Origin of the sequence: Elioraea sp. (genome assembly GCF_022842375.1) — a bacterium.
Taxonomy (GTDB): Bacteria; Pseudomonadota; Alphaproteobacteria; order Acetobacterales; family Acetobacteraceae; genus Elioraea_A.
This window is the reverse complement of the sequence record NZ_JALHPR010000009.1, coordinates 81,268-107,326: the sequence shown is the minus strand read 5'-3', so window position 1 is coordinate 107,326 and position 26,059 is coordinate 81,268. Positions and strand designations below refer to the sequence as shown.

The window sequence follows — 26,059 nt, the reverse complement described above, 5'->3', positions numbered from 1 at the left end:
CGGTTACGTCCGATCCGCCGTTCAGGCAAGGGGCCGGGGCGAGGGATGCGGCCTGCCCACCGCGTCGGCTATCCTTCCCCGGCATGGTCACGCTGCCCGATCCCGTCGCCGCGCCTGCCCGCACCGCTGCCGTCACGCTCGGGGCGGCGCGGCTGCTTGGCCAGCACGGGCTTGCCGTGCTGCGCGAGGTGAAGCTCGCCGATGGCAGGCGGGCCGATCTCGTTGGGCTTGCCGCCGACGGCACGATCATGATCGTCGAGGTGAAGTCGTGCGCGCGCGACTTCCTGACCGACGGCAAGTGGCAGGACTATCTCGCCTGGTGCGACCGGTTCTGCTTCGCGGTCGACCGTGACTTCCCGCTTGCCCTGCTGCCGGCGGAACCTGGGCTGATCATCGCCGATGCGTGGGATGGGGTGGTACTGCGCGAGCCCCCTTCGCATCCGCTCGCGCCGGCGCGGCGTCGGGCGATCACGTTGCGACTCGCCCGCCTCGGCGCGCTGCGGGCGGAAGCCGTGGCCGATCCGGCCGGGCAGCAGCGGAGCCTCGCGCCGGATTGATGCCGGCGGGAAATGGGAAGCGAAACTGGCACGGGGCTTGCGGGGTGAAACCTTGTCGGTCGTTGGCATCGCCCGCGGCCGGCAGCTAAGCCTTCCTCAACCTTGCCTTGCGGGACCCGGAGTTCTCCTGGTCCCGCTTTTTTTGTCAGTGGTGTTGCAAATTGCATCGCATCCTGCAGCAAGGTGCTGCCGTTCAGGACCGCGAGCAGCTGATCCGCGCCACCGCCGCGCCGGTGCGCGGGACCTTCGCGGGAGCCGCCTCGCTCCGCGGGAGGGGGGAGGCGAGTGCGAGGTTCTGCTGCATCGACCAGCGGCCGACCAGCACTGCCACCGCGGCACCAGTCTCGGTGAGCAGCGGCGCACCGCTCGCGCCATCCGGCAGCGGCCTGTCCAATACCACCTCGACGAGGCCAGGCCAGGCCGGGGAGGGGCCAAGCACGGAGCCGCGGAGCGGTGCGGAGAGCGAATCGGGCGGCACCGCGCGCACGCTGGCATGCGCATCGGCCACGCCTGCATCATGGGCGAAGAGTCGCGTCGGCGCCTCCGCCCGCAGGAGTGCGAGGTCGCGCTGCGGGTCCCGCCACACCACCTCGGCCGCGACGTGGCGATGCCCATCGGCCACCATGATGATGCCGCAGCCCCGCACGACATGCCAGGCGGTGGCGATCGTCTGGCTGTCGCCGACAGCGAAGCCGCTTCCCGTGCGCAGCGCGCCGGCGCGTTGCAGGCTGGTCGGTTCGACCCGCGCCACGGGGCCTGCGCAGCCCGCGATGGCTGCGGCAAGGGCGATCGCTGAGAGTGGAACGCGGCGCATGGCGCGAGACTGCGCTTATCGCCTTGCAGAAGCGTTGCCGGGGCGTTGCAGACGTGTGTCGGGCCCGGCTTCCTGGCCGGCTTCCTGGCCGGGCGGTCTGGCCGCGTCGTCTAGGCCGGCAGCAGCACCGTCGCCGCAGCCTGCGCCGCGATCCCCTCGCCGCGGCCGGTGAAGCCCAGGCGTTCGGACGTCGTCGCCTTCACCGACACCGCCTCGACGCCGATGCCCATGAGCCCGGCGAGGCGCGCCCGCATGTCAGCGGCATGGGGCGAGATCTTCGGCCGCTCGCAGATGAGCGTGACGTCGACATGCGCAATCCGCCCCTGACGCGCCGCCACGCGGCCAGCGGCGTGGCGGAGGAAGGCAGCGCTGTCGGCGTCCTTCCAGCGCGCCTGGCTGGGTGGGAAATGCACCCCGATATCGCCCTCGGCGAGCGCGCCGTAGATCGCGTCGCACAGCGCATGGATGCCCACATCGGCATCGGAATGTCCCGCAAGCCCGAGCGGGTGAGGGATGGTGATGCCGCAGAGCACGAGCGGCCGCCCCTCGACCAGGCGGTGGACGTCGAACCCCGTGCCGATGCGCGGGATCAGGCTGGACACGACCCTGGCGCCGAGCAGCGCCTCCGCGCGGGCGAGATCGCCTGGAACCGTCACCTTGATGTTTTCCTCTGACCCGGGAACCAGGCGCACGGCAAGCCCCGCTGCCTCCGCCACCGCCGCATCGTCGGTCAATGCCTGGCCGGCGGCCTTTTCGTGCGCGGCGAGGATGGCGGCGAACCGGAAGCCCTGCGGCGTCTGCACCCTGACCAGCCCGTCGCGCGGCACCGTCTCGCCCACCAGGCCGCCCTTGTCGCGCTTGAGCGTATCGGTGACGGCGACGGCCGGGATGGCGGCGGCAGCACCTGCATCGAGCGCATCGAGCACCGCATCGATCACGGCAGCAGGCACGCAGGGACGCGCCGCGTCATGGATCAGCACGATCCCGGGCGCATCGGCGGCAAGCGCAGCGAGGCCGGCGAGCGCGCTCTCCTGCCGGCTTGCGCCCCCAGGCGTGGCAGGGGGTATGGCGAGGCCGGCCAGCGCGTCGGCCGCGGCGGCAGCGTCGCCCACGATGCGCACGGCATCGATGCGCGGATGGCGCAGGAAGGCCAGCGCCGCGTGGCGCAGCAGCGGCGCGCCGGCAAGGCTCAGGAACTGCTTGGGGGTCGCAGCACCCAGGCGTTGACCACGCCCGGCGGCGAGGATGAGGGCCACGGTCCGCATGCAGGCGCAGGCTAACCGGTTGGCGCGCGGCTGCAAATGCCCGATCCCGCGCCGATGCCGCATTGCGAAGAGAGCCGGGGGCCACTACGTTGCCCAAATCATGAGCAACGATGCGTCACATACCGCCGCGCTGACCCAGGGCTGTGCAGACACTGCCCCGGACGAGCCAGAGGCCCGCCCCCAGCGGGCCGACCGTCCCCAGCGCGCCACTGGCCGGTTGGCGCCGATCATCCTCGGCCCGCGCGCGACGATCGCGCTGCCGGTGATCCTGGCCCCGATGTCCGGCGTGACCGACCTGCCGTTCCGCCGCCTCTGCCGCCGCCTCGGTGCCGGGCTCGTGGTATCGGAGATGATCGCCTCCTGGGCGATGATCCGCGAGAACCGCCAGACGCTGAAGATGGCGGCAACGGACCCCGACGAGGAGGGGTCGCCCCAGTCCGTGCAGCTCGCCGGCTGCGACCCCGCCGCGATGGCGGAGGCGGCGAAGCTGAACGAGGATCGCGGGGCGGCGATCGTCGACATCAATTTCGGCTGCCCGGTCAAGAAGGTCACGAACGGGCAGAGCGCGGGCTCGGCGCTGATGAAGGACGAGGTCCAGGCCGCCCGCATCCTGGAAGCGACCGTGCGCGCCGTCTCGGTTCCCGTCACGCTCAAGATGCGCATGGGCTGGGACCATTCCCGCCTGAACGCGCCCAACCTCGCGCGCATCGCGGAGGAGAGCGGCATCAGGATGGTGACGGTGCATGGCCGCACCCGGCAGATGTTCTACACCGGCCACGCCGACTGGGGCTTCGTCGCCTCCGTGAAGGCCGCCACGCGGCTTCCCGTGATCGTCAACGGCGACATCGTGACGCCGGAGGATGCGTCCGAGGCACTCGCCCTCTCGGGGGCCGATGGCGTGATGATCGGCCGCGGCGCCTATGGCCGACCCTGGATCCTCGCGCAGGTCGCGCATTTCCTCGCTACCGGCGAGCGCCTGCCCGATCCGTCGCTCGCCGACCAGTTCGCGACGCTGATGGAGCATTACGACGCGATGCTCGCCCACCATGGCGAGAACCCCGGCGTCCGGCTCGCGCGCAAGCATGTCGGCTGGTACTCGAAGGGGCTTCACGGCTCCGCCGAGTTCCGCGCGGCGGTCAACCGCGCCGATACGCGGGCAGAGGTGGCCGCCCTGATCGACGGATTCTACAGGCCATTGATCGAGGCCGAGGCGCGCGGCGCCCCGGCGCTCATGGCTGCCTGAGGGTATTGAGCAGCGTGCATTCGGACCCTGCCGGGGGGGCGGGGAAGCGGGAGCGGGAGATGATGATGGCCGGAAGAGGACGGCGGACGCTGTCGGTCGTGCGCGGGCTGGCCGAAGGGCTGGCCGGGAACATCGCGGGCGGGTTCGCCGACCCACCGGCACGGCTGCTGCGTTCCCAGGCGCCGCCGGCACCGGAGCCGCAGGCGATCCTCGCCGCACTCGCCACCGCCGTCGTCGTGGTTGACCGGCAGGGGCGGTTCCGCTTCGCCAACCAGGCGGCGGAGGAGTTCTTCGCGCTGTCGTCAACCAGCCTTCGCGCGACCAGGCTGGCCGAGCTGGTGCCGGAGGACAGCCCCCTCTTCGCGCTGATCACCCAGGTGCTTGCCGGCGCCGTCTCGGTCTCCGACTACGACCTTGCGATCGAGAGCCCGAGGCTGTCCAAGCGCGGCATCACCGTCCATGGCGCGCCGGTGCCGGAGGCGGCCGACTGTGTGGCGCTGACGCTGATCGACGGCTCGACGCCGCAGAAGCTCGAGAAGCAGATGGGCTTCCGCAACGCCGCTCGCTCGGTCACGGGGATGGCCGCGATCCTCGCGCATGAGGTGAAGAACCCGCTCTCCGGCATCCGGGGTGCGGCGCAGCTTCTCGAAAGCTCTGTTTCCGAGGCCGATCGCGAGCTCACGCAGCTGATCCAGGACGAGGCCGATCGGATCCGCGCGCTGGTCGACCGGATGGAGACCTTCTCCGAACGCCCGATCGAACGTGGCGAGGTGAACATCCACCAGGTGCTCGAGCATGTGCGCCGGCTCGCGCAATCGGGCTTTGCGCGGCATGTGCGCTTCGTCGAGACCTATGACCCCTCGCTGCCGCCCGTCTGGGGCAACCGCGACCAGCTGATCCAGGTCGTGCTCAACCTCGTGAAGAACGCCGCCGAGGCCGTGGCGGAGGTGCCGGGCAACGGCCCGAGTGGCACGATCGAGCTCGCGACCGCCTACCAGCATGGCGTGAGGCTCGCCGTGCCGGGGGCGACGAAGCGGCTGCACCTGCCGCTGGTCGTGTCGGTGAAGGATACGGGCCACGGCATTCCGGAATCGCTGCGCCCGAACCTGTTCGACCCGTTCGTGACGACGAAACGCCAGGGGAGCGGGCTTGGCCTTGCGCTGGTCGCCAAGATCATCGGCGACCATGGTGGGCTCGTCGAATGCGACAGCGCGCCGGGACGCACGGTGTTCCGCCTGCACCTTCCCGTGCATCCGGGCGGCGGTGCGCGTGCCGGCCAGGATCATGACCAGGATCGTGACCAGCATCACGACCAGGACAATGACGAGGCGTGAAGGCGCCGACGACAAGGAACAAGGAGAGCGACGCATGAGCGCCACCGAAGATGTTGCCCGTGGGCAGTTTGCGACAGCGCCGATGGAGGCCACGCGATGAGCGCCACGATCCTCGTTGCCGATGATGACCGCTCGATCCGCACCGTGCTCGGCCAGGCGTTGACGCGCTCCGGCTACCAGGTGCGCACCACAGGCACGGCGGCGACGCTGTGGCGCTGGGTCGAGGACGGGGAGGGCGATCTCGTCATCACCGACGTGGTGATGCCCGACGAGAACGGGCTCGACCTCGTTCCCCGCATCCGCCGCGTGCGGCCCGACCTGCGCGTCGTGGTCATGAGCGCGCAGTCGACGCTGACCACGGCGGTGAAGGCGACGCAGCGGGGCGCGTTCGAGTACCTGCCGAAGCCGTTCGACCTGAACGAACTGCTCGCCGTCGTCGGGCGCGCTCTCGCCGCCTCTCCCGCAGCGCCGGAAGCCGGCGACGGTGACCAGGCGGAGGAGGAGAAGCTTCCCCTCGTCGGCCGTTCAGCGGCGATGCAGGACATCTACCGCACCGTCGCGCGCGTCACCGCGACCGACCTCACCGTGATGATCACGGGCGAGAGCGGCACCGGCAAGGAACTGGTTGCGCGCGCGCTGCACGACTACGGCGCCAGGCGTGCCGGCCCGTTCGTTGCGATCAACATGGCGGCGATCCCGCGCGAGCTGATCGAGAGCGAATTGTTCGGCCATGAGCGCGGCGCCTTCACCGGCGCGCACAACCGCGCCCAGGGGCGGTTCGAGCAGGCCAATGGCGGCACGCTGTTCCTCGACGAGATCGGCGACATGCCGCCCGAGGCACAGACGCGGCTGCTGCGCGTGCTCCAGGAAGGCGAGTTCACCTCCGTCGGTGGCCGCACGCCGGTGCGGGTGAACGTGCGCATCGTCGCTGCCACGCACCGTGACCTGCGTGCGCTGATCCGCCAGGGCCTGTTCCGCGAGGACCTGTTCTACCGCCTCAACGTCGTTCCCATCCGCCTGCCACCCTTGCGCGAGCGGAACGAGGACATCGCGGCCCTCGCACGTCACTTCCTCTCGGTCAACCGGCAGAAGGGGCTGCCGGCCAAGACGCTCGACCAGCCGGCGTTGGACCGGCTCGGCGCCTATCGCTGGCCGGGCAACGTGCGCGAGCTCGAGAACCTGATGCGGCGCCTCGCGGCCCTCTATCCGCAGGAAACGATCGGCGAGGACGTGATCGCGACCGAGCTTGCCGAGACGAGCACGGGAATGCCCGAGCCGCAGGCAGGAGAGCCCGAGACGCTGGCCCAGGCGGTGGAGCGTCATCTCCGCGCCTATTTCGCCGGCCACAAGGACGGGCTGCCGAGCCCGGGCGTGCATGACCGCATCCTGCAGGAGATCGAGCGGCCGCTGATCCAGCTCACGCTCACGGCAACGCGCGGCAACCAGATCCGTGCGGCGCATGTGCTGGGGCTCAACCGCAACACGCTGCGCAAGAAGATCCGCGAGCTCGAGATCCCCGTGGTGCGCGGCCTCGGCTGACGGCCGGACACGGGAACGGCGACAATGGCACAGCCAACGGCCAAAATGCGGGTAGAGGGTGACGAGCGTCGCGGCGCCCTCCGCCGCGTGCTCGACTTCCTCGTGATCGGCCGCGCCGGGCGGTGGCTGACGCTCGGGCTTGCGATCACCTCGATCGCGGCGGGCTTCATCACCTTCGCCGCCGTCACCGGCACCGGCGTGGTCGACCTCTCCCCGGGCGGCATGCTCTGGCTCGTCAACGGCAACCTCGCCCTGCTGCTGGTGCTGGCCGCCATCCTTGCGGTACGCGTCGTCAGGGTGTGGGCGGAGCGTCGGCGCGGCTCGGCGGGGTCGCGGCTGCATGTGCGGCTCGTGGTGCTGTTCGGCCTCGTCGCGGTGACGCCGACCATCATCGTCACGGGCTTCTCGGCGGCGTTCTTCAACCGCGGCCTCGAGAACTGGTTCAACGAGCGGGTCCGCACGGCACTCGCCGAAAGCCTTGCCGCGTCGAAGGCCTATCTCGAGGAGCACCAGCGCACGATCCGCGCCGAAGCACTCGCGATGGCCAATGATCTCAACCGCGCCTCGTCGCTGCTCATCACGCAGGGGCCGATGGTGTTCGCGCGGCTGCTCGAGCGGCAGATCCTCGTGCGCGGCCTGACCGAGGCGGTGGTGTTCAACGCCGCCAATGGCAGGCTGGTCGCGACCGCAGGCCTCCTGGTGCCGCCGGTGGGGGAGACGCTGCCGTCATGGGCGATGGACTTCGCCCGCAGCGGCGAGGTGGCGTTGCTGCCGACCGCGGGCCAGGACCGCGTGCGCGCACTCGTGGCCCTCGATATCCAGGGGCCCCTGATGCTGCTGGTTGGCCGGCCGGTCGACCCGGTGGTGCTTGGGCACATGGAGCGCACCGAGCAGGCGGTGGCGGAGTATCGGCGCCTCGAGGCAAGCCGGTCGGGATTGCAGATCACCTTCGCCCTCATCTTCGGCTCGGTGGCGCTGCTGATCCTGTTTGCCGCGGTTCTCGTCGGCCTGGTGATCGCGGGCCAGATGGCGCGGCCGATCTCATCGCTCGTCTTCGCGGCCGAGCGCGTGCGCGCGGGTGACCTCGGCGTCCGCGTGCCCGAGCGGCAGTCCGACGACGAGATCGGCGTGCTGTCGCGCGCCTTCAACCGCATGATCGGCCAGCTCTCCGCCAACCGCGACGAGCTGATGGACGCCTACCGCCAGATCGACGAGCGGAGGCGCTTCACCGAGGGTGTTCTCGCCGGCGTTTCGGCGGGTGTCATCGGGCTCGACGGCGAGGGTCGCATCAACCTGCCGAACCGTTCCGCCTCCGACCTGCTCGGCCTTGATCTCGTCGCGCGGCTGGGTGAGCGGCTGGCGGAGATCGCTCCCGAGTTCGCCGCCGTGCTCGCCCATGCCGCGGCGGACCCGCGCGCTGCCGCCGAGGCCGAGGTGAAGATCGGCCCCCCCTCGGCGCGGCGGACGCTGCTGGTGCGCATCGACACCGAGATCACCGAGGAGAGGGTGCGGGGCTTCGTCGTCACCTTCGATGACGTGACGGAGCTGCTGGCCGCCCAGCGCCAGGCTGCCTGGGCCGATGTGGCCCGCCGCATCGCGCACGAGATCAAGAACCCGCTGACGCCGATCCAGCTTTCCGCCGAGCGGCTGAAGCGGAAATACCTCGCCGAGATCCACTCCGACCCCGAGACGTTCCAGATCTGCACCGATACCATCGTCCGCCAGGTCGGCGACATCGGGCGGATGGTCGACGAGTTCTCCGCCTTCGCGCGCATGCCCCAACCTGTCCTGCGGCAGGAGGACGTGGCCGAGATCGTCCGCCAGGCGGTGTTCCTGCAGCGGAATGCGCATCCCGAGATCGCCTTCACGCTCGACATCGCCGAGCCGCCGCCGGTGGCGCTGTGTGACCGCAGGCTGATCGGCCAGGCAGTGACGAACCTGCTCCTGAATGCGGCCGATGCGGTAGCGGCCAAGGATGGGGCGGCCAAGGATGGCGGGGGGCGGGAGGGGGCGGGGAGGATCGCGCTCAGCGTCTCGGCGGCCGAGGGGCGGGTGGCGATCGTGGTCGAGGATGACGGGGTCGGCCTGCCGGCGGAGGGTCGCGAGTCGCTGACGGAGCCCTATGTGACGCGGAAAACCAAGGGAACCGGGCTCGGGCTTGCGATCGTGAAGAAGATCATGGAAGACCATGCGGGCCGGCTCGATCTCGCCGACCGGCTGGATGGGGCCACGGGCGCGCGCGTCGTGCTGACGCTGCCGCTCACCGCTGGGGTGCTCCGTCCAGAGGCCAGCCACGAGGCCAGCCCCGAGATGGAGATGCCGAAGGCCGCGCATGGCGCATGACATCCTGATCGTCGATGACGAGCCCGATATCCGCATGCTCGTCACCGGCATCCTGCGTGACGAGGGCTACGAGACGCGCGAGGCGGCGGACAGCGATTCGGCGATCGCCGCGTTCAAGCTGCGCCGCCCCGCGCTCGTGATCCTGGACATCTGGCTGCAGGGATCGCGCCTTGACGGGTTGGGCATCCTCGAGGTGCTGCACCGCGAGGAGCCGCACGTGCCTGCGGTGATGATCTCGGGCCACGGCACGATCGAGACGGCGGTGCAGGCGATCCAGCATGGCGCCTATGATTTCATCGAGAAGCCGTTCAAGTCAGACCGCCTGCTGCTCATCGTGCGCCGCGCGATCGAGGCGGCACAGCTGCAGCGCGAGAACAGCGAGCTTCGCCTGCGCGCGGGTGCCGAGACGGAGCTGATCGGCACCAGCCCGCAGATGCGCGAGTTGCGCGCGGCGGTGGAGAAGGTCGCGCCCACCGGCTCGCGCGTTCTCGTCACCGGGCCGGCAGGGGCGGGCAAGGAAGTCGTTGCGCGGATGCTGCACACGCTGAGCCGGCGCGTGAGCGAGCCGTTCATGGTGCTGAACTGCGCGACGCTCAATCCATCCCGCCTCGAGGATGAACTCTTCGGTGTCGAGGCCGGCGCCGATCCGATGACGAGCCCGCGGCGTGCAGGCACGCTCGAACACGCCCATGGCGGCACGCTGCTGCTCGACGAGGTGGCCGACATGCCGCTCGAGACGCAGGGCAAGATCGTGCGCGTGCTGCAGGACCAGGCCTTCGAGCGTGTGGGCGGGGCCACGCGCGTGAAGGTCGATGTGCGCGTGATCGCGACCACCAACCGCGACCTCGCCGCCGAGATCCAGGCAGGGCGGTTTCGCGAGGACCTCTACTACCGCCTCAACGTCGTGCCGCTCCGCATCCCCGCGCTGCGTGAGCGCCGCGAGGACATTCCCGCCCTCGCGCGCCATTTCCTCGCCCGCTCGGCGGAAGCCTCGGGCCTCGCGCTGCGCGACCTGTCGGAGGATGCGCTCGCCGTGCTGCAGGCCTATGACTGGCCAGGCAACGTGCGGCAGCTGCGCAACCTGATGGACTGGCTGCTGATCATGGCGCCCGGCGAGCCGCGCGAGCCGCTCCGCGCCGAGCACCTGCCCCCCGACATCGGCGCCGCGGCCCCCACCGTGCTGCGCTGGGAGAGGGGCGGGGAGATCATGTCGCTGCCGCTGCGCGAGGCGCGCGAGTTGTTCGAGCGGCAGTACCTGCTCGCCCAGCTCAATCGTTTCGCGGGCAATATCAGCCGCACGGCGAGCTTCGTCGGCATGGAACGCTCGGCGCTGCACCGCAAGCTCAAGACGCTCGGCGTGAACGCCGATGATCGCGCGGCGGTGAACGGCAATGGTTGAAAAGTCTGGGGCTGAGGCCGCGCCGGAAGGCGGTTCCGTCGCGCGGGTGCGCGCGGCCCTTGCCGCGGCCGGCCACCCCGACACGATCCGCATCTTCCCCGAGGGAACCCGCACGGCCGAGGATGCCGCGCGTGCCGTCGGCTGTGATGTCGCGGCCATTGCCAAAAGCCTCGTGTTCCGCACCAAGGGTTCTGCGAGGCCGGTGCTCGTGATTGCCTCCGGCGCGGACCGTATCGATCTTGCGCGCGTCGCCGAGGAAGCGGGTGGTGTGATCGAGCGCGCCGAGGGGCGCTGGGTGCGGGAGGTGACAGGGTTCGCGATCGACGGCGTCTCTCCGATCGGCCACCTGACGCCGCCCGTCGTGCTGGTCGATGCCGCCGTGCTGCGGCTCGATCGCGTCTGGGCGGCGGCGGGAAGCCCCGCGCACGTGTTCGAGACGACGCCGGAACGGCTGCTGGCACTCTCCGCCGGCCGCGTCGCCGACGTGGCGGAGCGTGCGGCATGAGCGGCATCGAGATCCGCCCGTTCCAGGAGATCGACGGCGGCAACTTCGCCGCCCTCGCCGACGATGCCCACCGCGCGGGCCACCGCTTCCTCGACCGCATGGCGGCGGAGTGGCATGGCGGCACGAACCGGTTCGACAGGAAGGGCGAGCTCGTCGTCGGTGCCTGGGAGGGCGGCGTGCTCGCTGGCCTCGTCGGCCGCAACATCGATCCGCATTCGCAGGACCCGACGGTCGGCCGCCTCCGCCACCTCTATGTGCGGAGCGACCATCGCGGACGCGGCATCGGTGCCGCGCTCGCCCGCCACGCGCTTGCCGATGCGGCGGAGCATTTCCGCCTGATCCGCGTGCGCATGGGGGCGGACAACGGTGCCGCGGCGGCGATGTACAACGCGCTCGGCTTCGCGCGCGTGACGGGCGATCCCTTCGCCACCCACGCCCTGGTGCTGCGCGGCCCTGCCGTGCCACCCTCGGGCTGACCACCGAACAGAGGACCGACGATGTCGCGCATCGCCTATGTGAACGGCCGCTACGTTCCCCACCGCGAGGCCTCGGTGCATGTCGAGGATCGCGGCTACCAGTTCGCCGATGCGGTCTACGAGGTGGTTCACGTCCATGCCGGCCGCTTCGTCGATGACGGCCCGCACCTCGACAGGCTGGAGCGGTCGTTGCGTGAGATCCGCATCCCCATGCCGATGCCGCGCACGGCGCTGATGGCCGTGCTGCGCGAGGTGGTGCGGCGGAACCGCATCGACGAAGGCCTGCTCTACATGCAGGTGAGCCGCGGCGTCGCCCGCCGCGACCATGCGTTTCCCACCAAGCCCGTGCCGCCGGCGATCGTCGTCACCGTCAAGCGCATCAAGCCCTACCCGACCTCGATCGACAACTGGGGCACGACGGCCATCACCTACCCCGACCAGCGCTGGGCGCGCTGCGACATCAAGACCGTCGGCCTGCTGCCCAACGTGCTCGCCCGCCAGGCGGCGAAGGAGAAGGGCGCGTCCGAGGCGATCCTGATCACGCCCGACGGCATGGTGACGGAAGGGGCGGCGACCAGCTTCTGGATCGTCGACGCCAACGGGAACCTGCGCACGCGCGACCTCACCGCCAACATCCTGCCCGGCTGCACCCGCCGCGTGCTGGTCGACCTGCTGCGCGAGAACGGCATCGCCTATGCCGAGGGGCCGTTCTCGGAAGCGGAGCTCCGCGCCGCACCCGAGGCGTTCATCACCTCGGCCACCAGCTTCGTGAAGCCGATCCTCGCGGTCGACGGCGCGAAGGTGGGCGATGGCACGCCAGGGCCGGTGACGCGCAGGCTGTTCGACATCTTCGCCCGCCACGTGAACGGCCAGCGCAACACACCCGCCGCCGCGTGAGCCTCATGGCGGTGCCGCGGCCCGACGCCGTCGTCTTCGACTGGGACAATACGCTGGTCGATGCCTGGCCAGGCATCGCCACCGCGCTCAACGCTGCACTCACCCGCTTCGGCCAGGCGCCCTGGACGCTCGCCGAGGTGCGCGGGCGGGTACGGAAATCGCTGCGCGACACCTTCCCCTCCATGTTCGGCCGTGGCTGGGAGGAGGCGAGGGATGTGTTCTACGAGGCGCTGGAGGCCACACACCTGCAGAACGTGACGCCGCTGCCAGGTGCCGAGGCGACGCTCATCCACGCGGCATCGCTCGGGCTGCCGCTCGCGGTGGTGTCGAACAAGACGGGCCGCTATCTCCGCCGCGAGGCGGAGGCGCTCGGCTGGGCGCCCCGATTCGCGGCACTGATCGGCGCCGGCGACGCCGAAGCCGACAAGCCCGACCCGGCGCCGATGCGGTTGGCGCTCGCCGCACTCGGCCTCGGCGCGGGGCCGGCGATCTGGTACGTCGGCGATACGGCACTCGACATGCAGGCGGCCAGGAACGCAGGGATGACGGGGATTCTCGTCGGCGATGCGGCGCATGACGGCGGCCCGGCGGCAGCGGGGCATGACTGGCACGCGCCCGACCATGCAGCGCTACAGGCCCTGCTCGTTTCGCGTGTGGAGGCGTGAGGTAACACGCCAATGTGTTGCGCGACCGCACGAACCCTGCTGATCTTGTGGCGCGGTGGACCCGTGCTATATCTCGCAGGTGCGAGATGGGGCCGGGACGCATCCATCCGCAGACGAACGCGCTAAGACCCACAGCGGCAAACAAGACGGAAAAGGTTGGGCCATGGCGACCGAAAAAGCGCAGAACGTGCAGGACGTGTTCCTGAATCACGTTCGCAAGAACAAGACTCCCGTGACGATCTTCCTCGTCAACGGCGTGAAGCTCCAGGGCATCATCACCTGGTTCGACAATTTCTCCGTGCTGCTGCGCCGTGATGGGCACACCCAGCTCGTCTACAAGCACGCGATCTCCACCGTGATGCCAGGTGCGCCGATCATGCTGTTCGATGCCGCGCGCGCGGGCACCGAGCAGCCTGCCGCGGCGGCAGGGCCGAACACGCTGACGGTCGCGCCGAAGGAGACGGCACCTGCGCCGGCCACGGCGGGGGACTGAGCCCGCCGCGCCGCCGGCGGGTGAGGAGCACCTGCCGGCGGAGCCGAACGCGGCGGCTGTCGTGCTGCCCTGGGAACGGCCTGACGCTTCGCGCGCAGCGGGCCTCGACCCGGCTGACCTGCCGGCCGCATTGCTGCGCCCCGCGGAAGCGCGCCTCGAGGAGGCCGCGTCGCTTGCCGGCGCCATCGGCCTCGACATCGCCTGGAAGGGCATCCTGCCGCTGCGTGGCCGCAAGCCCGCGACGCTCCTGGGCTCCGGCCAGGTCGAGAACATCGCGGCCGAGATCAGGCTTCACCGCGTCGCCGTCGCCGTCGTCGATGCGCAGCTTTCCCCCGTGCAGCAGCGCAACCTCGAGAAGGCCTGGGGCTGCAAGGTCATCGACCGCACCGGGCTGATCCTCGAGATCTTCGGCGCGCGCGCCCGCACCCGCGAAGGCTCGCTCCAGGTGGAGCTTGCGCATCTCGACTACCAGCGCACCCGCCTCGTCCGGTCATGGACGCATCTCGAGCGGCAGCGCGGCGGCTTCGGCTTCCTCGGCGGCCCCGGCGAGAGCCAGATCGAGATCGACCGTCGCCTGATCGGCGAGCGCATCGGCAGGATCAAGCGCGAGCTCGAGGAGGTGCGCCGCACGCGTGGCCTGCATCGTGGCGCGCGCAAGAAGGTGCCGTTTCCCGTCGTTGCCCTCGTCGGCTACACCAACGCCGGAAAGTCGACGCTGTTCAACACCATCACCGGTGCCGAGGTGCTGGCGAAGGACCAGCTTTTCGCGACGCTCGACCCGACGATGCGCGGGCTCAAGCTCCCCTCCGGCCGCAGCGTGATCCTGTCAGACACGGTGGGGTTCATCTCCGAACTGCCGCACGAGCTGGTCGAGGCGTTCCGCGCGACGCTCGAGGAGGTGGCGGAGGCCGACATCATCCTGCACGTGCGCGACGTCGCCCATCCCGATACCGCCGCTCAGCGCGCCGATGTGCTGGCCGTGCTCGACAGCATGGTGAAGGACGGCACGATCGATCCTGCCTGGCAGGACCGGGTGATCGAGGTGCTGAACAAGTCCGACCTGCTGCCGGAAGATGCGCGCGGTGCGTTGGCCGATGCGAAGGACCTTGTGCTCGTCTCGGCACTCACCGGGGCGGGGCTTGGCGTGCTGAAGGCGGCGATCGATGCGCGGCTGTCGGCTGGGCTCCTGGTGCACCGCATCGCGCTGAAGCCCGGCGAGGGCGCGGCACTTGCCTGGCTCTACGCGCATGGCGAGGTACTGGACCGGCGCGACGGGGCGGAGGCGATCCACCTCGCCGTCAGGCTGTCGGAGGATGACCGCGCGCGGTTCGAGAGCCGCCGTGCCAAGGCCGGACGCCCCGCCGGGGCGTGACGGTCAGCACGCGCAGGTGATCACGTCGGCATCGCTTGCGGCCGATGCGTCGGCGTATGCCGCCGCGCCGTTCATATCGGAACGCGGCGGAGGATCAGGTCGGCCGTCTCCCAGGCATTGAAGACAGGATCCCCGTCGCCGAGTGGCGTCGGCGGCCCGCTGTCTTCCGCCCGCTGATAGGCGATGAAACCGCGCGCCCGGAACGGTGCGAGCAATTGTTGGGGGGTAAGCCCGTACACCCGCGAAAGCAGCGAACGCGTGATCTCGACGGCGATCGCCGTCTCTGCCGGAAGGGCCGACAGCATGGGCTCGAGCCCGCGCAGGACCTCGGCTTCCGCACCCTCGACATCGATCTTGATGGCCTTGATCCTTGGCCAAAGCGCCCTGGGCACGATCTCGTGGAGCGGCTTGGCCTCAATCTCTGCCTCGAACGTGGCGTGCCGCGCGGCAAGTTCCTGGGCGTCCGCCACGATTGTCGAAGCACCCGGATTGGTCGCGTCAGACGAATGGATCGATACGTGGCCGACATGGTCGCTGGCGGCGACATTCACCGCGACAACGTTGTCGGCCTCGTTCACGCGGAGATGATCGAGAAGCCGGGCGAAGGTTGTCGGGGAGGCTTCGATTGCAATCACCGCACCCGAGGCGCCGACCATCCTGGAGGCAACCAGCGAGAACAAGCCGAAATTCGCTCCGACGTCGACGAAGACGTCCCCCTCCGAAAGCTGCGCCGCGAGAAGATCGCGAAGCGAGGGGTCCCAGGTCCCGTCCATGTAAAGGCTGCGCACGATCACATCCCGCAGGTCACCGCGAACCCTGAGACCGTCGGAAAGCCGGAAGTCGAGCGGGATCTGCCGCCAGGCGACATAGCGGCGGATGATCTGGTCGCGGATCACGCGACGCAGCGGCGCTGGCCCATGGCGTAGGCCGAAACGGACAACGGGCAGGAGCGAGGCCACCAGCCGCTCGCGAGTGTCAGGCGACCGCGTGCTCATGCACCATCAACCCTTGCAATCGAGAACGACCCGCTCAGGGCCAGGGACGGCATGGCATGCCGCATCGCAGACAGCGCATTCCGCCATCCACCGATGGGTGTCTCTATCCCCTGGGATGGCCCAGGTCCAGCCGCGCAGGTTCCCCGCGCCTGCCGCCCATGAAGCGCCCCGCTTGCGGTTGACTGACGCGCGGCTTCCTGTTGCCATCCGTCGCCATCAATCCATCAGGCCATTCACTTTCAGGAGACAACGATGCCGTCGAAGTTCCGCCCGCTCGGTGACCGCGTCCTGGTCGAGCCGATCGCCGCCGAGACCAAGTCCAAGGGCGGGATCATCATCCCCGAGACCGCAGGCGAGAAGCCGACGCGCGGCAAGGTGCTCGCCGTCGGCCCCGGCGCGCGGGCGGAGGATGGGCGCCTGATGAAGCTCGACGTGAAGGTGGGCGACACCGTTCTCTATGGGAAATGGTCCGGCACCGAAGTGAAGCTCGACGGCAAGGACCGCGTGATCATGAAGGAAAGCGACGTGCTGGGGATCGAGGGCTGACCCACCCCGTTCCAACGGCCGCGGCGGCGACGATGATCGCCGCCGCCCTGGCCGAGGCAGCCGTCACGGAGGTGATGCCGCGCTTCCGCAACCTTGCCTCAGGTGCGGTGCGCACGAAGTCCGGCCCGCAGGACCTGGTGACGGACGCCGACGTGGCGTGCGAGCGCGCGATCGTCGCGGCCCTCGCACGGCACTGTCCCGGCATCGCCGTGGTCGGGGAGGAGGCTGCCTCGGCCGACCCCTCGCTGCTGGCGGCCACCGGCACCGCCGAGTGGTGCTTCGTTCTCGACCCGGTCGACGGCACGGCCAATTTCGCCTCCGGCCTGCCGCTGTTCGGCACGATGCTGGCACTCCTGCATCACGGCGAGCCGGTCGCTGCCTGGGTGCATGACCCGGTGATGCACGACACCGCGATCGCGCTTAGGGGCGAGGGGGCATGGGTGGAGGATCGGCACGGCCGCCGCAACGACCTCCGTGTCGCTGCCGCCGCGCCGATGGCGAGCATGCGCGCTGCCGTCAGCCACCGGTACCTGCCGGGAGACCTCGCCCCACGCGTGCGTTCTCGCCTCGGGATGTTCGGGGCAGGGTGGGAGTTGCGCTGTGCGGCGCATGAGTGGCGGCTGGCGGCGTCAGGCCCGATCCACGTTCTCGTCTACTGGAAGCTGATGCCGTGGGACCATGCGCCGGGCTTCCTGCTGCACAGCGAGGCGGGTGGATACGCTGCGCTGTTCGACGGGAGGCCCTATACTGGCGCGATCCACGCCGGCGGGCTGATCGCTGCACCCGACCGCGCCTCGTGGGACGAAGTCCGCGAGGCGCTGCTCGCGCCGTGACGGTGGCCGATGACCATGATCGGCACGAGAAGGAGCGGTCGCGATGAGCTGGCACAAGACCTCCGACCCTGACTGCCCGGCGACGCCCGATGGCGCGATCGAGACCGTGGTGGTGCCGCGCGCGCATGACATCGGCGGGTTCGAGGTGCGCCGTGCACTGCCCGCCGTCGGGCGGCGGATGGTCGGGCCCTTCATCTTCTGGGACCAGATGGGCCCTGGGGAGTTCATGACGGGCAGGGGCGTCGATGTCCGCCCGCATCCTCATATCGGTCTCGCAACGATCACCTATCTGTTCGAGGGGGCGGTGATGCACCGCGACAGCCTTGGCACGGCGATGGAGATCACGCCCGGCGCAGTGAACTGGATGACGGCGGGGAAGGGGATCGCGCACAGCGAGCGCAGTCCCGTGGCGGTGCGCGCCCATCCCCACAAGCTGTACGGAATCCAGAGCTGGATTGCGATGCCGAAGGACCAGGAGGAGCGTGACCCCGGCTTCGATCATTACGCTGCCGATGCGCTGCCGTCCTGGCAGGGCGAGGGCATCGGCATCCGCCTGATCGTCGGCGCGGCGTTCGGGATGGCAAGCCCCGTGCGCCCTGCCTCCGACACGCTCTATGCCGATGTGACGCTGGCGCAGGGTGCCCGGCTGGCGCTGCCGCGCGAGACGGAGGAAAGGGCGGTCTACGTGCTCGAAGGCAGCGTGGCCGTCGCTGGCACGACCCACGACCAGGGCCGGCTCCTCGTGTTCCGCCAGGACGATCCGATCACGCTCGCCGCCACCGCGCCTGCGCGCGTGCTCGTGCTCGGCGGGGCGGTGATGGATGGGCCGCGCCATATCTGGTGGAACTTCGTTTCCTCCTCGAAGGAGAGGATCGAGCAGGCGAAGGCCGATTGGCAGGCAGGCCGCTTCGCCGCCGTGCCGGGCGAGAGCGAGTTCATCCCGCTTCCGGGCTGACCCTTGGCGGCTTGACCTTCCGCGTGGCGATCGCGATGCCGGCGAGCACCAGCACACCGCCTGCCAGCGCCGTCGGCTGCAGCGTCTCGCCGAGCACGGTCACGGCGATGATCGTCGCCCAGAGCGGGATCAGGTAGTCGACAAAGCCCGCCACGGAGGCCGGCGCACGGCCAAGCAGGCGCCAGTAGAGGACCATCGGCAGCGCCGTCGCGACCGTGCCGAGGGTCATGATCGCGCCTACCGCCACGGGCGTGGCGGGCGGCGCAATGCCCTGGCCGGTGGCGAAGGCGAGGATCGCCGACATCACGATCGAGACGATCTGCTGCCCGAACGCCGTGCCGGCAGGATCGGGAGGGCGTGTCAGCCGGCCATAGGTGGTGCCGGTGGCATAGCCGGTCGCGACCAGCAGCATCGCGGCGAACCCAAGTGCGGAGCCGGAGGAGGAGGCGAGCACGCCGGGCCCGAGCACGAGCGCGATGCCAAGGAAGCCGAGTGCCACGCCCATCACCCCGCGCGGCGTCATCCGCTCGCCCGGCAGGAACAGGTGGGAAAATACGGAGAGGATCAGCGGCATCGAGGCAGCGACGAGGGCGGCGGGTGCCGTGTCGATCCGCCCGAGCGCGAAGGCCATCAGCGCGCTCGACAGCCAGCCATTGGTGGTGCCGAGCACGAGCACGTCGCGCAGCCGCATGCGCGGCCATTTGCCACGCCAGGCGATGAAGAGCCCGAGGGCTGCGAAGGCCGCCACGCCGCGCCAGAACGTGAGCTGGAAGGGCGCGAGCGTCGCGCCGGCAAGCTTCACCCAGAGCAGCGTCGTGCCCCAGGCGAGGGAGACGGTGATGAGCGTCGGCCAGACGCCGAACGCTGCAGTGGGACTCATGCCCGCTCCGCCACCTTCGCCGCCTGCCACAGCGCTTCCATTTCATCGAGCGTCGCCTCGGCCGGCGTACGGCCCTCGGCTGCGAGGCCCAGCTCGATCGCGCCGAAGCGGCGTTCGAACTTGGCGTTGGCGCCACGGAGACACGCCTCTGGGTCGAGGTCGAGCTTGCGGGCGAGGTTGGCGAGCACGAACAGCATGTCGCCCATCTCGTCGGCCAGCCTCGCGCGGTCCTGCGCAGGAGCGGCGAGCTCGGCGCGAAGCTCGGTGGTCTCCTCGGCGAGCTTGTCGAGCACGGCCTCCGCATCGGGCCAGTCGAAGCCGACGCGCGCGGCACGGCGGGTCAGCTTGGCGGCACGCGTCAGCGCGGGGAGGGCGATGGGAAGGCCCGCGAGAACGCCCGTCTCTGCCTTCGCGGCGCGCTCGGTGGCCTTCTGCGCCTCCCAGGCGTGGTTCTGCTCGGCCGAGGTCTCGCGGCTTTCGGCGCCGAACACGTGCGGGTGGCGGCGGATCATCTTGTCGGCGATGCCGCGGGCGATCGCGGCGAAGTCGAACCGCCCATCCTCCGCGCCCATCTGCGCGTAGTAGACAACCTGGAACAGCAGGTCGCCGAGTTCGTCCTCGATCGCAGGCCAGTCGCGCCGGGCGATCGCGTCGGCCACCTCGTAGGCTTCCTCGATCGTGTAGGGCGCGATCGTGTCGAAGCCCTGTTCACGGTCCCAGGGGCAGCCCGTCGCCGGGTCGCGCAGCGCGGCCATGACGCGGAGGAGGCGGCCGAGTTCGGCGGCGGCTTCCGGTGTGTCGTTGTCCATGCGGCGTTCCTCCCGGCCAGGCCTGTTCACAGCGCTCCAAATGTCCGCTAATCATGATTATGGAAAATACGGATACTGTCCGAGGCGGCACTCAGGCGTCCAGCACCAGCCCGTCGAAGCCAGGCTCGACGCCAGGCGGAAGCTTTGCCGCGAGCGTCGCATAGTCGAAGCTCTCGCCCATGTGGGTCAGCACCGTGCGCGCGGGCTTCAGGCGCGCGACCCAGGCGAACACGCGCGCAAGATGCGCGTGCGTCACGTGCGGCTGCTCCTGGAAGCAGCCGACGATCCAGGTGCGCACGCCCTCGAGTGCTGCCAGCGCCGTCTCGTCGAGGTCCAGCACATCGGTCGAATACGCGAACTCGCCGATGCGGAAGCCCAGGCTCGGCATGAAGCCATGGTCCTGCTTGATGGGAAGCACCTCGATGCCGGCCGCCTCGAACCGCGCGCCAGGAACGATCTCGTGCGGCACCAGCACCGGCCGGTAGAAGCTGGCCCCGGGTTTCAGCGGCGCAAAGGCATAGTCGAAGCGCCTCGCGAGATCGGTGAGGGTCGGCGCGTCGGCGAACACGGGAAGGCTCTCGCCCTTCATGCGGTTGATGGAGCGGAGGTCGTCGAGGCCCATGATGTGGTCGGCGTGGGAATGGGTGTAGAGCACCGCGTCGATCCGCCAACGCTCCGCCGCCAGGAGCTGGGTTCGCATGTCGGGCGGCGTATCGATCAGGATGGTCTTGCCCTCGATCTCGACCAGCACCGAGGCGCGGCTGCGCCGGTTCCGCGGATCGGCCGGGTCGCAGGCGCCCCATCGGCCGCCGATGAGCGGCACGCCGCCAGAGCTGCCGCAGCCAAGGACGATGACCTTCACGCCGCCTCTGCGACCCGAAGCCGGCTGAACAGCCGCTGCGTGTTGGCGGCCGTCAGGTCGGCCAGCGCCGGCATGGTGAGGCCACGCACGGAAGCGAGTGCCTTGGCGGTCTGCGCCACCATGGCCGGCTCGCAGCGCTTGCCGCGCCAGGGCTCGGGTGCGAGGTACGGCGCATCGGTCTCGACCAGAAGCCGATCCTCCGGCAGGTCGCGGGCGAGTGCGCGGAGGTCGTCGGACCGGCGGAAGGTAATGATGCCGGAGAAGCTGACATGACCGCCAATCTTTACCGCATCCTCAGCGAGCTGGCGGCCGGAACTGAAGCAGTGCAATAGGAATGGGAAGGCCCCTCCCCGGTCATGCTCTTCCTGCAATATCCGCGAGATATCGGCATCAGCGTCACGTGCATGGACGACGAGCGGCAGGCCCGTTTCGCGTGCGGCACGGATGTGGCTGCGGAAACTTTCAGCCGCAACGTCCCGTGGCGCCTTGTCATAGTGGTAGTCGAGCCCGCTTTCGCCGATGCCGACGACGCGCGGGTGATCGGCCAACGCCACGAGATCGGCCACCTCCGGCACAGGCTCCTCGCCGGCGTTGTGCGGGTGGATGCCCACCGTGCACCACACGTTCGGGAACGCCTCGGCGATCGATTTCAGCAGCGCCGCCTGGCGCATCCGCACGCCGATGGTGATCAGCGTGCCCACGCCGGCTTCACCCGCGCGCGCGATCAGGCCGGGACGCTCCGCCTCTTCCCAATGGTCGAGATGGCAGTGGCTGTCGATCAGCATCAGCCCCCCTGCCCGGCCGCGTCGTCGATCTTGCGGAACAGCGGGCTCGGCGCCGGCAGCGCGACCTCGCCCTCCATCGGCACCGCGAGCGAGGCGAAGCTCCGGTCGGTGATGGCGAGCTGGTCGAGCAGCTTTGCCATCGTCTCCGGCATCACCGGCTGGAGCAGGATGGCCAGCCGACGGAGGAGCTCGACCAGCGTCCACAGCACCGTGCCCATGCGCACCTGGTCGGTCTTGCGCAGCGTCCAGGGCGCCTCGCGGTCGATATAGGCGTTGGCGTCGCGGATCACCGACCACACGGCCTCCAGCGCCGCGTGGAAGGCCTGGCGCCCAATCTCGGCCCGCAGCGTCGGGAGCAGCGCGGCGGCGGCGTCGAGCAGCGCCCGGTCATCGGCCGAGAGCGGCCCCGGGGCCGGCAGCATGCCGCCGCAGTTGCGCGCGATGAAGCCGAGCGTGCGCTGGGCGAGGTTGCCGAACTCATTGGCGAGGTCGACGTTCAGCCGCCGCAGCATCCCCCGGCGGGAGAAGTCGCCATCGGCGCCGAAATGGATCTCGCGCAGCAGGAAGAAGCGGAACGCGTCGCGCCCGAACTCGGCGATCACCGCATGCGGGTCGACCACGTTGCCGAGGGACTTCGACATCTTCTGCCCCTCGACCGTCCACCACCCATGGGCGAACACGCGCTTCGGCGGGGCAAGGCCGGCGCTCATCAGGAAGGCGGGCCAGTAGACGGCGTGGAAGCGGAGGATGTCCTTGCCGACGAGGTGGAGGTCTGCCGGCCAGAAGCCTGACCGTGCGGTATTCCCGTCAGGCCAGCCGGTGGCGGTGACGTAGTTCGTCAGCGCATCGAGCCAGACATACATCACGTGGCCGGGGCTCTCGGGCACCGGCACGCCCCAGCCGAAGCTGGTGCGGCTGACCGACAGGTCCTCGAGGCCGGAGCGGACGAACGACAGCACCTCGTTGCGCCGGCTCTCCGGGGCGATGAAGTCTGGGTTGGCCTCGTAGAAGGCGAGCAGACGCTCCTGCCAAGCGGAGAGGCGGAAGAACCATGACGGCTCCTTCACCCACTCCACCGGCGCGCCAGTCGGAGCAAGGCGGACCCCGTCGTCGCCCACCGTTGTCTCGCTCTCGCGATAGAACGCCTCGTCGCGCACGGCGTACCAGCCGCCATAGTCGCCGAGATAGAGATCGCCGGCGGCCACGATGCGGCGCCACAACTCCTCGCAGGCGCGGTAGTGCCGCGGCTCGGTCGTACGGATGAAATCGTCGTTGGAGAACCCCATCGCCTCGGCGAGGCCGCGGAAATTGGCGCTCACCTCGTCGGTGAAGGGCTTGGGTTCCATGCCCCGCGCGGCGGCTGCCTTCTCGACCTTCTGGCCATGCTCGTCGGTGCCGGTGAGGAAGAACACGTCTCGCCCGTCGAGCCGCATGAACCGCGCCAGCACATCGGCTGCGAGCGTCGTGTAGGCATGGCCGATATGGGGAACGTCGTTGACGTAGTAGATCGGCGTCGTGACGTAATAGCGCTGGTTCTGCATCATTCTTCCTGGCTGCTCATCTCCGCGCCCTTCATCTCAGGGCGCGTCGAGCGCCGCACCTGGCCGAAGCGCCTGGAGAACCGAGAGCACAGCCTGCTTGCGATCGAGGTTCAGCGCGTCGGCAAGGCGCGCCATGCGCCCGACCTTCTCCCATAGCGTTCCCCACTCTTCAAGCGGGCGAAGCCGGGCGATCGCATCCGCCCGGCCGGTCGCTGCCGCCTTTGCAAGCGCAGCGATCCTGTCGCGGAGCAGGGCGAGGAAGAGCGCGAACCCCTCCTCCGATCCCGGCCTCGCCAGCCTGTCGGCCAGCGCATGGGCAGAGGCCTGGTCGAGCCCGGGAAGGCCCTGGAACACCCGCGTGAGGGCGGCCGACAGCTCCGCCGCCCCGCCCTCTGCCAGCGCGAGCGCACGGCCGATCGACCCGCCGGAGAGAGCGGCCGCCGCCTCTGCCTCAGCCGGCGGCAGGGCCGGGGCGAGACGCGCCATGAGGGAGGCGACATCGGCGGTCGCGAGCGGCTTCACCATCAGCCGCCGGCAACGGCTCCTGATCGTCGGCAGCAGCCTGGCGGGCGCATGCGCGACCAGCAGGATCAGCGCGCGGGCGGGAGGCTCTTCAAGGATCTTCAGAAGCGCGTTGGCCGCCTCGGTCGAGAGTTCGTCCGCCGGGTCGACGATCGCCACGCGCCAGGGGCTCTCGGCCCCGGTCAGGCGCAGGAACTCCGTCATCGCGCGGATGTCGTCGACCCTGATCTCGCTGTAGAGGCGGCCGGTCTTGGCGTTCTCGGCGCGGGTGACGACGCGGAGGTCGGGGTGGCTGCCATGCGCGACCTTGCGCGCGACGGAATGGTTGGCAGGAAGGCCGAGTGGTTCCGCCGATGCCGGCCCGCCGGCAAGAACCCAGCGTGCCGCGCGGAATGCGAGCGTCGCCTTGCCGATACCCGGCGGCCCGCCGATCAGCCACGCATGATGCAGCCGCCCGGTGCCCCAGGCAGCGGCGAAGGCCTCTGCCGCCCCGCCATGGCCGAGCAGCGTGGTCTCCTCTGCTGGCGTCATGCCGGGAGCGTGACGCCAAGCCGCGCGCCGACCGCCTCGCCGATCGCGCGTGCGACGTCATCGAGCGGGCGCGTGGCATCGATCACCGCGCAGCGCCCGGGCTCGGCGCGCGCGATGGCAAGGAACCCCTCGCGGATGCGGCCATGGAAGGCGGCATCGAACCGCTCGTAGCGGTTCGTATCGGCGCGCGCGGCGGCGCGCGCGAGGCCATCGGCGACAGGGATGTCGAGGATCAGCGTCAGGTCGGGCGCGAACCCGGCGAGGGATGCGGCATCGATCGCGCGGATCGTCGCGGCCGCCACCCCCTGACCCGCACCCTGGTACACGGCCGTGCTGTCGGCGAAACGATCAGAGATCACCCAGGCACCGCGCGCGAGCGCGGGTGCGATCACCCGAGCGACATGCTGGGCGCGGGCGGCATAGTGCAGCAGCGTCTCCGCCACCGGCTCCCACCGCCCGGGCTCGCCCGATACCAGCAGCGTGCGGATCGCCTCCGCCCCCGCCTCGCCGCCAGGCTCGCGCGTCTCGACCACCTCGCGGCCAGCCTCGCGCAGCATCGCGGCGAGCCGCGCGCGCTGCGTCGTCTTGCCTGCCCCCTCGCCGCCCTCGAGTGTGATGAACCGTCCCCGCATCGCGCGCAGGGTAGGCCGGTCAGGTGCCGAAGACGAGATGCCTCAGCCCGGCACCGATGCGGGGAACGAAGCCGAGCCGCGGCACATCGGCCCCGGCATAGAGCGGCACCGACATGGCCGGCACGCCCTGACCCGACACTTCGAGCTTGCCGATCTCGGTTCCGCGCATCACCGGCGCCTTCACGGGGGCGGCGTAGCGCACCGCGATCTGCGCATTGCGGCGCCAGGCGCGCGGCACGGTCATCACGAGGTCACGCCCGGCGACGAGCGGCACGGTCGACCGCTCGCCCAGATGTACCGGGGCTTCCTCGACCGTCTCGGCCGCGCCGAACAGGCGCACGTTCTCGAACTCGCGGAACGCCCAGCCGACCAGCCGCTCGCTCTCCTCGCCACGCAGGCGCATCGAGGGCAGCCCGTTGACCACCATGATCACCCGCCGCCCGCCCTGGATGGCGGACGCAGCGAGGCCATAGCCGCTTTCCTCCGTGTGCCCGGTCTTGAGCCCATCGGCGCCGACATTGCGGTAGAGCAGCGGGTTGCGGTTCTCCTGGGTGATGTTGGCGAAGCGGAAGGATCTTTCGCTGTAGAGGCGGTAGTATTCCGGGAAGTCATGGATGATGCGGGCCGAGAGGATTGCGAGGTCGCGGCATGACATGCGGTGGTTCGGATCGGGCCAGCCCGTCGAATTGCGCAGCGTCGTCTGCGTCATGCCGATGGCCCGCGCACGCGCCGTCATCATCTCGGCGAAGGCTTCCTCAGAGCCGCTGATTGCCTCGGCGAGCACGATGCAGGCATCGTTGCCGGACTGGACGATGACGCCGCGGAGCAGATCGTCGACCCGCACGGTCTGGCCGACCTCGACGAACATCTTGGACCCGCCCATGCGCCAGGCGCGCTCGCTCACCGGCAGCTCGGTGGCCATGGTCAGCCGGCCTTCGCGGAGCTTCTCGAACACCACGTAGGCGGTCATCAGCTTGCTCATCGAGGCGGGCGGCATCGACACCTCGGCGTCCTTCTCGAGCAGCGTCGCGCCGGTTTCGAAATCGACGATCAGCGCGTGGCGGGCGAGCGTGTCGAGCGGCCCAAGCGGGGTGCTGGCCGGCGTGCCCTGCGGCGCCGGGGGGCGCTGCGCCTGCGGTCGCTGGGGCGGTCGCTGGGCAGGGCGCTGCTGCTGCTGCGCCACGGCGGGTGTCGCGAGGATGGCGGCGGGACCGGCGAGAAGCAGGCAGCGACGGGTTCCTGTGATCGGCTGATCGGGCATGCGGT

General features: G+C 70.1%; 26 protein-coding genes. 15 read left to right on the top strand and 11 right to left on the bottom strand.

Translation table 11 applies throughout. From position 1 onward, the window contains the following. The first annotated feature begins 83 nt into the window (after positions 1-83). On the top strand, positions 84-557 hold the full coding sequence (locus Q0C38_RS10330; protein WP_291297001.1) for an MmcB family DNA repair protein: 474 nt from the start codon (positions 84-86) through the stop codon (positions 555-557). A 193-nt stretch (positions 558-750) separates the two neighbouring features. Here the strand turns inward: Q0C38_RS10330 and Q0C38_RS10325 are convergent, their stop codons facing one another. Next, the gene (locus Q0C38_RS10325) at positions 751-1,371 is read right to left on the bottom strand and encodes a serine protease (protein ID WP_291297000.1); all 621 of its coding nucleotides are present in this window, start codon (positions 1,369-1,371) and stop codon (positions 751-753) included. A gap of 110 nt (positions 1,372-1,481) precedes the next feature. Then, positions 1,482-2,636 (bottom strand): 2-C-methyl-D-erythritol 4-phosphate cytidylyltransferase, encoded by a 1,155-nt coding sequence (gene ispD, locus Q0C38_RS10320; protein ID WP_291296999.1) that lies wholly within the window; start codon positions 2,634-2,636, stop codon positions 1,482-1,484. A 100-nt stretch (positions 2,637-2,736) separates the two neighbouring features. Here ispD and dusB point away from each other — a divergent pair, with 100 nt between their 5' ends. From dusB to hflX, 11 genes are all read left to right on the top strand, one after another. After that, positions 2,737-3,879: a tRNA dihydrouridine synthase DusB gene (dusB, locus tag Q0C38_RS10315; RefSeq protein WP_291296998.1), complete on the top strand. Its 1,143-nt coding sequence runs from the start codon at positions 2,737-2,739 to the stop codon at positions 3,877-3,879. A 62-nt stretch (positions 3,880-3,941) separates the two neighbouring features. Beyond that, positions 3,942-5,213, top strand: a complete 1,272-nt coding sequence (locus Q0C38_RS10310) for a nitrogen regulation protein NR(II) (protein ID WP_291297043.1) — start codon at positions 3,942-3,944, stop codon at positions 5,211-5,213. Between the two features lie 96 nt (positions 5,214-5,309). Next, positions 5,310-6,752 carry a nitrogen regulation protein NR(I) gene (ntrC, locus tag Q0C38_RS10305; RefSeq protein ID WP_291296997.1) on the top strand — a complete coding sequence of 481 codons (1,443 nt, stop codon included), beginning with the start codon at positions 5,310-5,312 and terminating at the stop codon, positions 6,750-6,752. 24 nt (positions 6,753-6,776) lie between these two features. After that, on the top strand, positions 6,777-9,095 hold the full coding sequence (locus Q0C38_RS10300; protein ID WP_291296996.1) for a PAS domain-containing sensor histidine kinase: 2,319 nt from the start codon (positions 6,777-6,779) through the stop codon (positions 9,093-9,095). Further along, positions 9,085-10,494, top strand: a complete 1,410-nt coding sequence (locus Q0C38_RS10295) for a sigma-54 dependent transcriptional regulator (protein WP_291296995.1) — start codon at positions 9,085-9,087, stop codon at positions 10,492-10,494. Before Q0C38_RS10300 ends, Q0C38_RS10295 begins: the two co-directional genes overlap by 11 nt. Next, positions 10,487-10,999: a YbaK/EbsC family protein gene (locus tag Q0C38_RS10290; protein ID WP_291296994.1), complete on the top strand. Its 513-nt coding sequence runs from the start codon at positions 10,487-10,489 to the stop codon at positions 10,997-10,999. The genes Q0C38_RS10295 and Q0C38_RS10290 overlap by 8 nt, the downstream gene beginning before the upstream one ends. Beyond that, positions 10,996-11,475 (top strand): GNAT family N-acetyltransferase, encoded by a 480-nt coding sequence (locus Q0C38_RS10285; protein ID WP_291296993.1) that lies wholly within the window; start codon positions 10,996-10,998, stop codon positions 11,473-11,475. The genes Q0C38_RS10290 and Q0C38_RS10285 overlap by 4 nt, the downstream gene beginning before the upstream one ends. A 21-nt stretch (positions 11,476-11,496) precedes the next feature. Further along, a complete protein-coding gene (locus tag Q0C38_RS10280) occupies positions 11,497-12,372 on the top strand; it encodes a D-amino-acid transaminase (RefSeq protein ID WP_291296992.1) in 876 nt (291 codons plus the stop codon). A 5-nt stretch (positions 12,373-12,377) separates the two neighbouring features. Beyond that, positions 12,378-13,037: an HAD family hydrolase gene (locus Q0C38_RS10275; protein ID WP_291297042.1), complete on the top strand. Its 660-nt coding sequence runs from the start codon at positions 12,378-12,380 to the stop codon at positions 13,035-13,037. A 163-nt stretch (positions 13,038-13,200) separates the two neighbouring features. After that, entirely contained in the window at positions 13,201-13,530 is a 330-nt protein-coding gene (gene hfq / locus Q0C38_RS10270; RefSeq protein ID WP_291296991.1) for an RNA chaperone Hfq, read from the top strand. 61 nt (positions 13,531-13,591) lie between these two features. Next, on the top strand, positions 13,592-14,902 hold the full coding sequence (gene hflX, locus Q0C38_RS10265) for a GTPase HflX (RefSeq protein WP_408870021.1): 1,311 nt from the start codon (positions 13,592-13,594) through the stop codon (positions 14,900-14,902). A 71-nt stretch (positions 14,903-14,973) separates the two neighbouring features. Here hflX and Q0C38_RS10260 read toward each other — a convergent pair whose 3' ends face one another. Further along, the gene (locus Q0C38_RS10260) at positions 14,974-15,897 is read right to left on the bottom strand and encodes an FkbM family methyltransferase (protein WP_291296990.1); all 924 of its coding nucleotides are present in this window, start codon (positions 15,895-15,897) and stop codon (positions 14,974-14,976) included. 252 nt (positions 15,898-16,149) lie between these two features. Here Q0C38_RS10260 and groES point away from each other — a divergent pair, with 252 nt between their 5' ends. The 3 genes from groES to Q0C38_RS10245 are packed head-to-tail and all read left to right on the top strand — an operon-like array spanning position 16,150 to position 18,231. Continuing rightward, positions 16,150-16,443, top strand: a complete 294-nt coding sequence (groES, locus tag Q0C38_RS10255; protein WP_291296989.1) for a co-chaperone GroES — start codon at positions 16,150-16,152, stop codon at positions 16,441-16,443. Positions 16,444-16,475: 32 nt separating this feature from the next. Further along, the gene (locus tag Q0C38_RS10250; protein WP_291296988.1) at positions 16,476-17,276 is read left to right on the top strand and encodes an inositol monophosphatase; all 801 of its coding nucleotides are present in this window, start codon (positions 16,476-16,478) and stop codon (positions 17,274-17,276) included. 43 nt (positions 17,277-17,319) lie between these two features. Then, positions 17,320-18,231, top strand: coding sequence for a pirin family protein (locus Q0C38_RS10245; RefSeq protein ID WP_291296987.1), 912 nt, complete (start codon positions 17,320-17,322; stop codon positions 18,229-18,231). Here the strand turns inward: Q0C38_RS10245 and Q0C38_RS10240 are convergent. The 8 genes from Q0C38_RS10240 to Q0C38_RS10205 all read right to left on the bottom strand — a co-directional run bounded on the left by Q0C38_RS10240 (position 18,212) and on the right by Q0C38_RS10205 (position 26,054). Beyond that, positions 18,212-19,111 (bottom strand): DMT family transporter, encoded by a 900-nt coding sequence (locus tag Q0C38_RS10240; protein ID WP_291296986.1) that lies wholly within the window; start codon positions 19,109-19,111, stop codon positions 18,212-18,214. The genes Q0C38_RS10245 and Q0C38_RS10240 overlap by 20 nt on opposite strands. Next, positions 19,108-19,920 carry a nucleoside triphosphate pyrophosphohydrolase gene (mazG, locus tag Q0C38_RS10235; RefSeq protein ID WP_291296985.1) on the bottom strand — a complete coding sequence of 271 codons (813 nt, stop codon included), beginning with the start codon at positions 19,918-19,920 and terminating at the stop codon, positions 19,108-19,110. Before mazG ends, Q0C38_RS10240 begins: the two co-directional genes overlap by 4 nt. A gap of 91 nt (positions 19,921-20,011) precedes the next feature. Beyond that, a complete protein-coding gene (locus Q0C38_RS10230) occupies positions 20,012-20,782 on the bottom strand; it encodes an MBL fold metallo-hydrolase (RefSeq protein ID WP_291296984.1) in 771 nt (256 codons plus the stop codon). Further along, complete coding sequence (locus tag Q0C38_RS10225; RefSeq protein WP_291296983.1) at positions 20,779-21,567, bottom strand: TatD family hydrolase; 789 nt, start codon at positions 21,565-21,567, stop codon at positions 20,779-20,781. The genes Q0C38_RS10230 and Q0C38_RS10225 overlap by 4 nt, the downstream gene beginning before the upstream one ends. Next, positions 21,567-23,111 carry a methionine--tRNA ligase gene (gene metG, locus Q0C38_RS10220; protein ID WP_291296982.1) on the bottom strand — a complete coding sequence of 515 codons (1,545 nt, stop codon included), beginning with the start codon at positions 23,109-23,111 and terminating at the stop codon, positions 21,567-21,569. Before metG ends, Q0C38_RS10225 begins: the two co-directional genes overlap by 1 nt. Before the next feature lie 33 nt (positions 23,112-23,144). Continuing rightward, positions 23,145-24,161: a DNA polymerase III subunit delta' gene (locus Q0C38_RS10215; RefSeq protein WP_291296981.1), complete on the bottom strand. Its 1,017-nt coding sequence runs from the start codon at positions 24,159-24,161 to the stop codon at positions 23,145-23,147. Next, on the bottom strand, positions 24,158-24,793 hold the full coding sequence (gene tmk, locus Q0C38_RS10210; protein WP_291296980.1) for a dTMP kinase: 636 nt from the start codon (positions 24,791-24,793) through the stop codon (positions 24,158-24,160). The genes Q0C38_RS10215 and tmk overlap by 4 nt, the downstream gene beginning before the upstream one ends. A gap of 19 nt (positions 24,794-24,812) precedes the next feature. After that, on the bottom strand, positions 24,813-26,054 hold the full coding sequence (locus tag Q0C38_RS10205; RefSeq protein WP_291296979.1) for a D-alanyl-D-alanine carboxypeptidase family protein: 1,242 nt from the start codon (positions 26,052-26,054) through the stop codon (positions 24,813-24,815). Positions 26,055-26,059: the final 5 nt, after the last annotated feature.

Coding starts and splice junctions, on each gene's coding strand:
- Q0C38_RS10330 (WP_291297001.1), top strand. CDS start 84: ATGGTCACGCTGCCCGATCCCGTCGCCGCGCCTGCCCGCACCGCTGCC.
- Q0C38_RS10290 (WP_291296994.1), top strand. CDS start 10,487: ATGGTTGAAAAGTCTGGGGCTGAGGCCGCGCCGGAAGGCGGTTCCGTC.
- Q0C38_RS10280 (WP_291296992.1), top strand. CDS start 11,497: ATGTCGCGCATCGCCTATGTGAACGGCCGCTACGTTCCCCACCGCGAG.
- dusB (WP_291296998.1), top strand. CDS start 2,737: ATGAGCAACGATGCGTCACATACCGCCGCGCTGACCCAGGGCTGTGCA.
- Q0C38_RS10310 (WP_291297043.1), top strand. CDS start 3,942: ATGATGGCCGGAAGAGGACGGCGGACGCTGTCGGTCGTGCGCGGGCTG.
- hfq (WP_291296991.1), top strand. CDS start 13,201: ATGGCGACCGAAAAAGCGCAGAACGTGCAGGACGTGTTCCTGAATCAC.
- Q0C38_RS10295 (WP_291296995.1), top strand. CDS start 9,085: ATGGCGCATGACATCCTGATCGTCGATGACGAGCCCGATATCCGCATG.
- Q0C38_RS10275 (WP_291297042.1), top strand. CDS start 12,378: ATGGCGGTGCCGCGGCCCGACGCCGTCGTCTTCGACTGGGACAATACG.
- Q0C38_RS10215 (WP_291296981.1), bottom strand. CDS start 24,161: ATGACGCCAGCAGAGGAGACCACGCTGCTCGGCCATGGCGGGGCGGCA.
- groES (WP_291296989.1), top strand. CDS start 16,150: ATGCCGTCGAAGTTCCGCCCGCTCGGTGACCGCGTCCTGGTCGAGCCG.
- Q0C38_RS10245 (WP_291296987.1), top strand. CDS start 17,320: ATGAGCTGGCACAAGACCTCCGACCCTGACTGCCCGGCGACGCCCGAT.
- Q0C38_RS10250 (WP_291296988.1), top strand. CDS start 16,476: ATGATCGCCGCCGCCCTGGCCGAGGCAGCCGTCACGGAGGTGATGCCG.
- Q0C38_RS10225 (WP_291296983.1), bottom strand. CDS start 21,567: ATGCTGATCGACAGCCACTGCCATCTCGACCATTGGGAAGAGGCGGAG.
- Q0C38_RS10325 (WP_291297000.1), bottom strand. CDS start 1,371: ATGCGCCGCGTTCCACTCTCAGCGATCGCCCTTGCCGCAGCCATCGCG.
- ntrC (WP_291296997.1), top strand. CDS start 5,310: ATGAGCGCCACGATCCTCGTTGCCGATGATGACCGCTCGATCCGCACC.
- metG (WP_291296982.1), bottom strand. CDS start 23,111: ATGATGCAGAACCAGCGCTATTACGTCACGACGCCGATCTACTACGTC.
- Q0C38_RS10300 (WP_291296996.1), top strand. CDS start 6,777: ATGGCACAGCCAACGGCCAAAATGCGGGTAGAGGGTGACGAGCGTCGC.
- Q0C38_RS10205 (WP_291296979.1), bottom strand. CDS start 26,054: ATGCCCGATCAGCCGATCACAGGAACCCGTCGCTGCCTGCTTCTCGCC.
- Q0C38_RS10260 (WP_291296990.1), bottom strand. CDS start 15,897: ATGAGCACGCGGTCGCCTGACACTCGCGAGCGGCTGGTGGCCTCGCTC.
- Q0C38_RS10285 (WP_291296993.1), top strand. CDS start 10,996: ATGAGCGGCATCGAGATCCGCCCGTTCCAGGAGATCGACGGCGGCAAC.
- Q0C38_RS10240 (WP_291296986.1), bottom strand. CDS start 19,111: ATGAGTCCCACTGCAGCGTTCGGCGTCTGGCCGACGCTCATCACCGTC.
- tmk (WP_291296980.1), bottom strand. CDS start 24,793: ATGCGGGGACGGTTCATCACACTCGAGGGCGGCGAGGGGGCAGGCAAG.
- mazG (WP_291296985.1), bottom strand. CDS start 19,920: ATGGACAACGACACACCGGAAGCCGCCGCCGAACTCGGCCGCCTCCTC.
- ispD (WP_291296999.1), bottom strand. CDS start 2,636: ATGCGGACCGTGGCCCTCATCCTCGCCGCCGGGCGTGGTCAACGCCTG.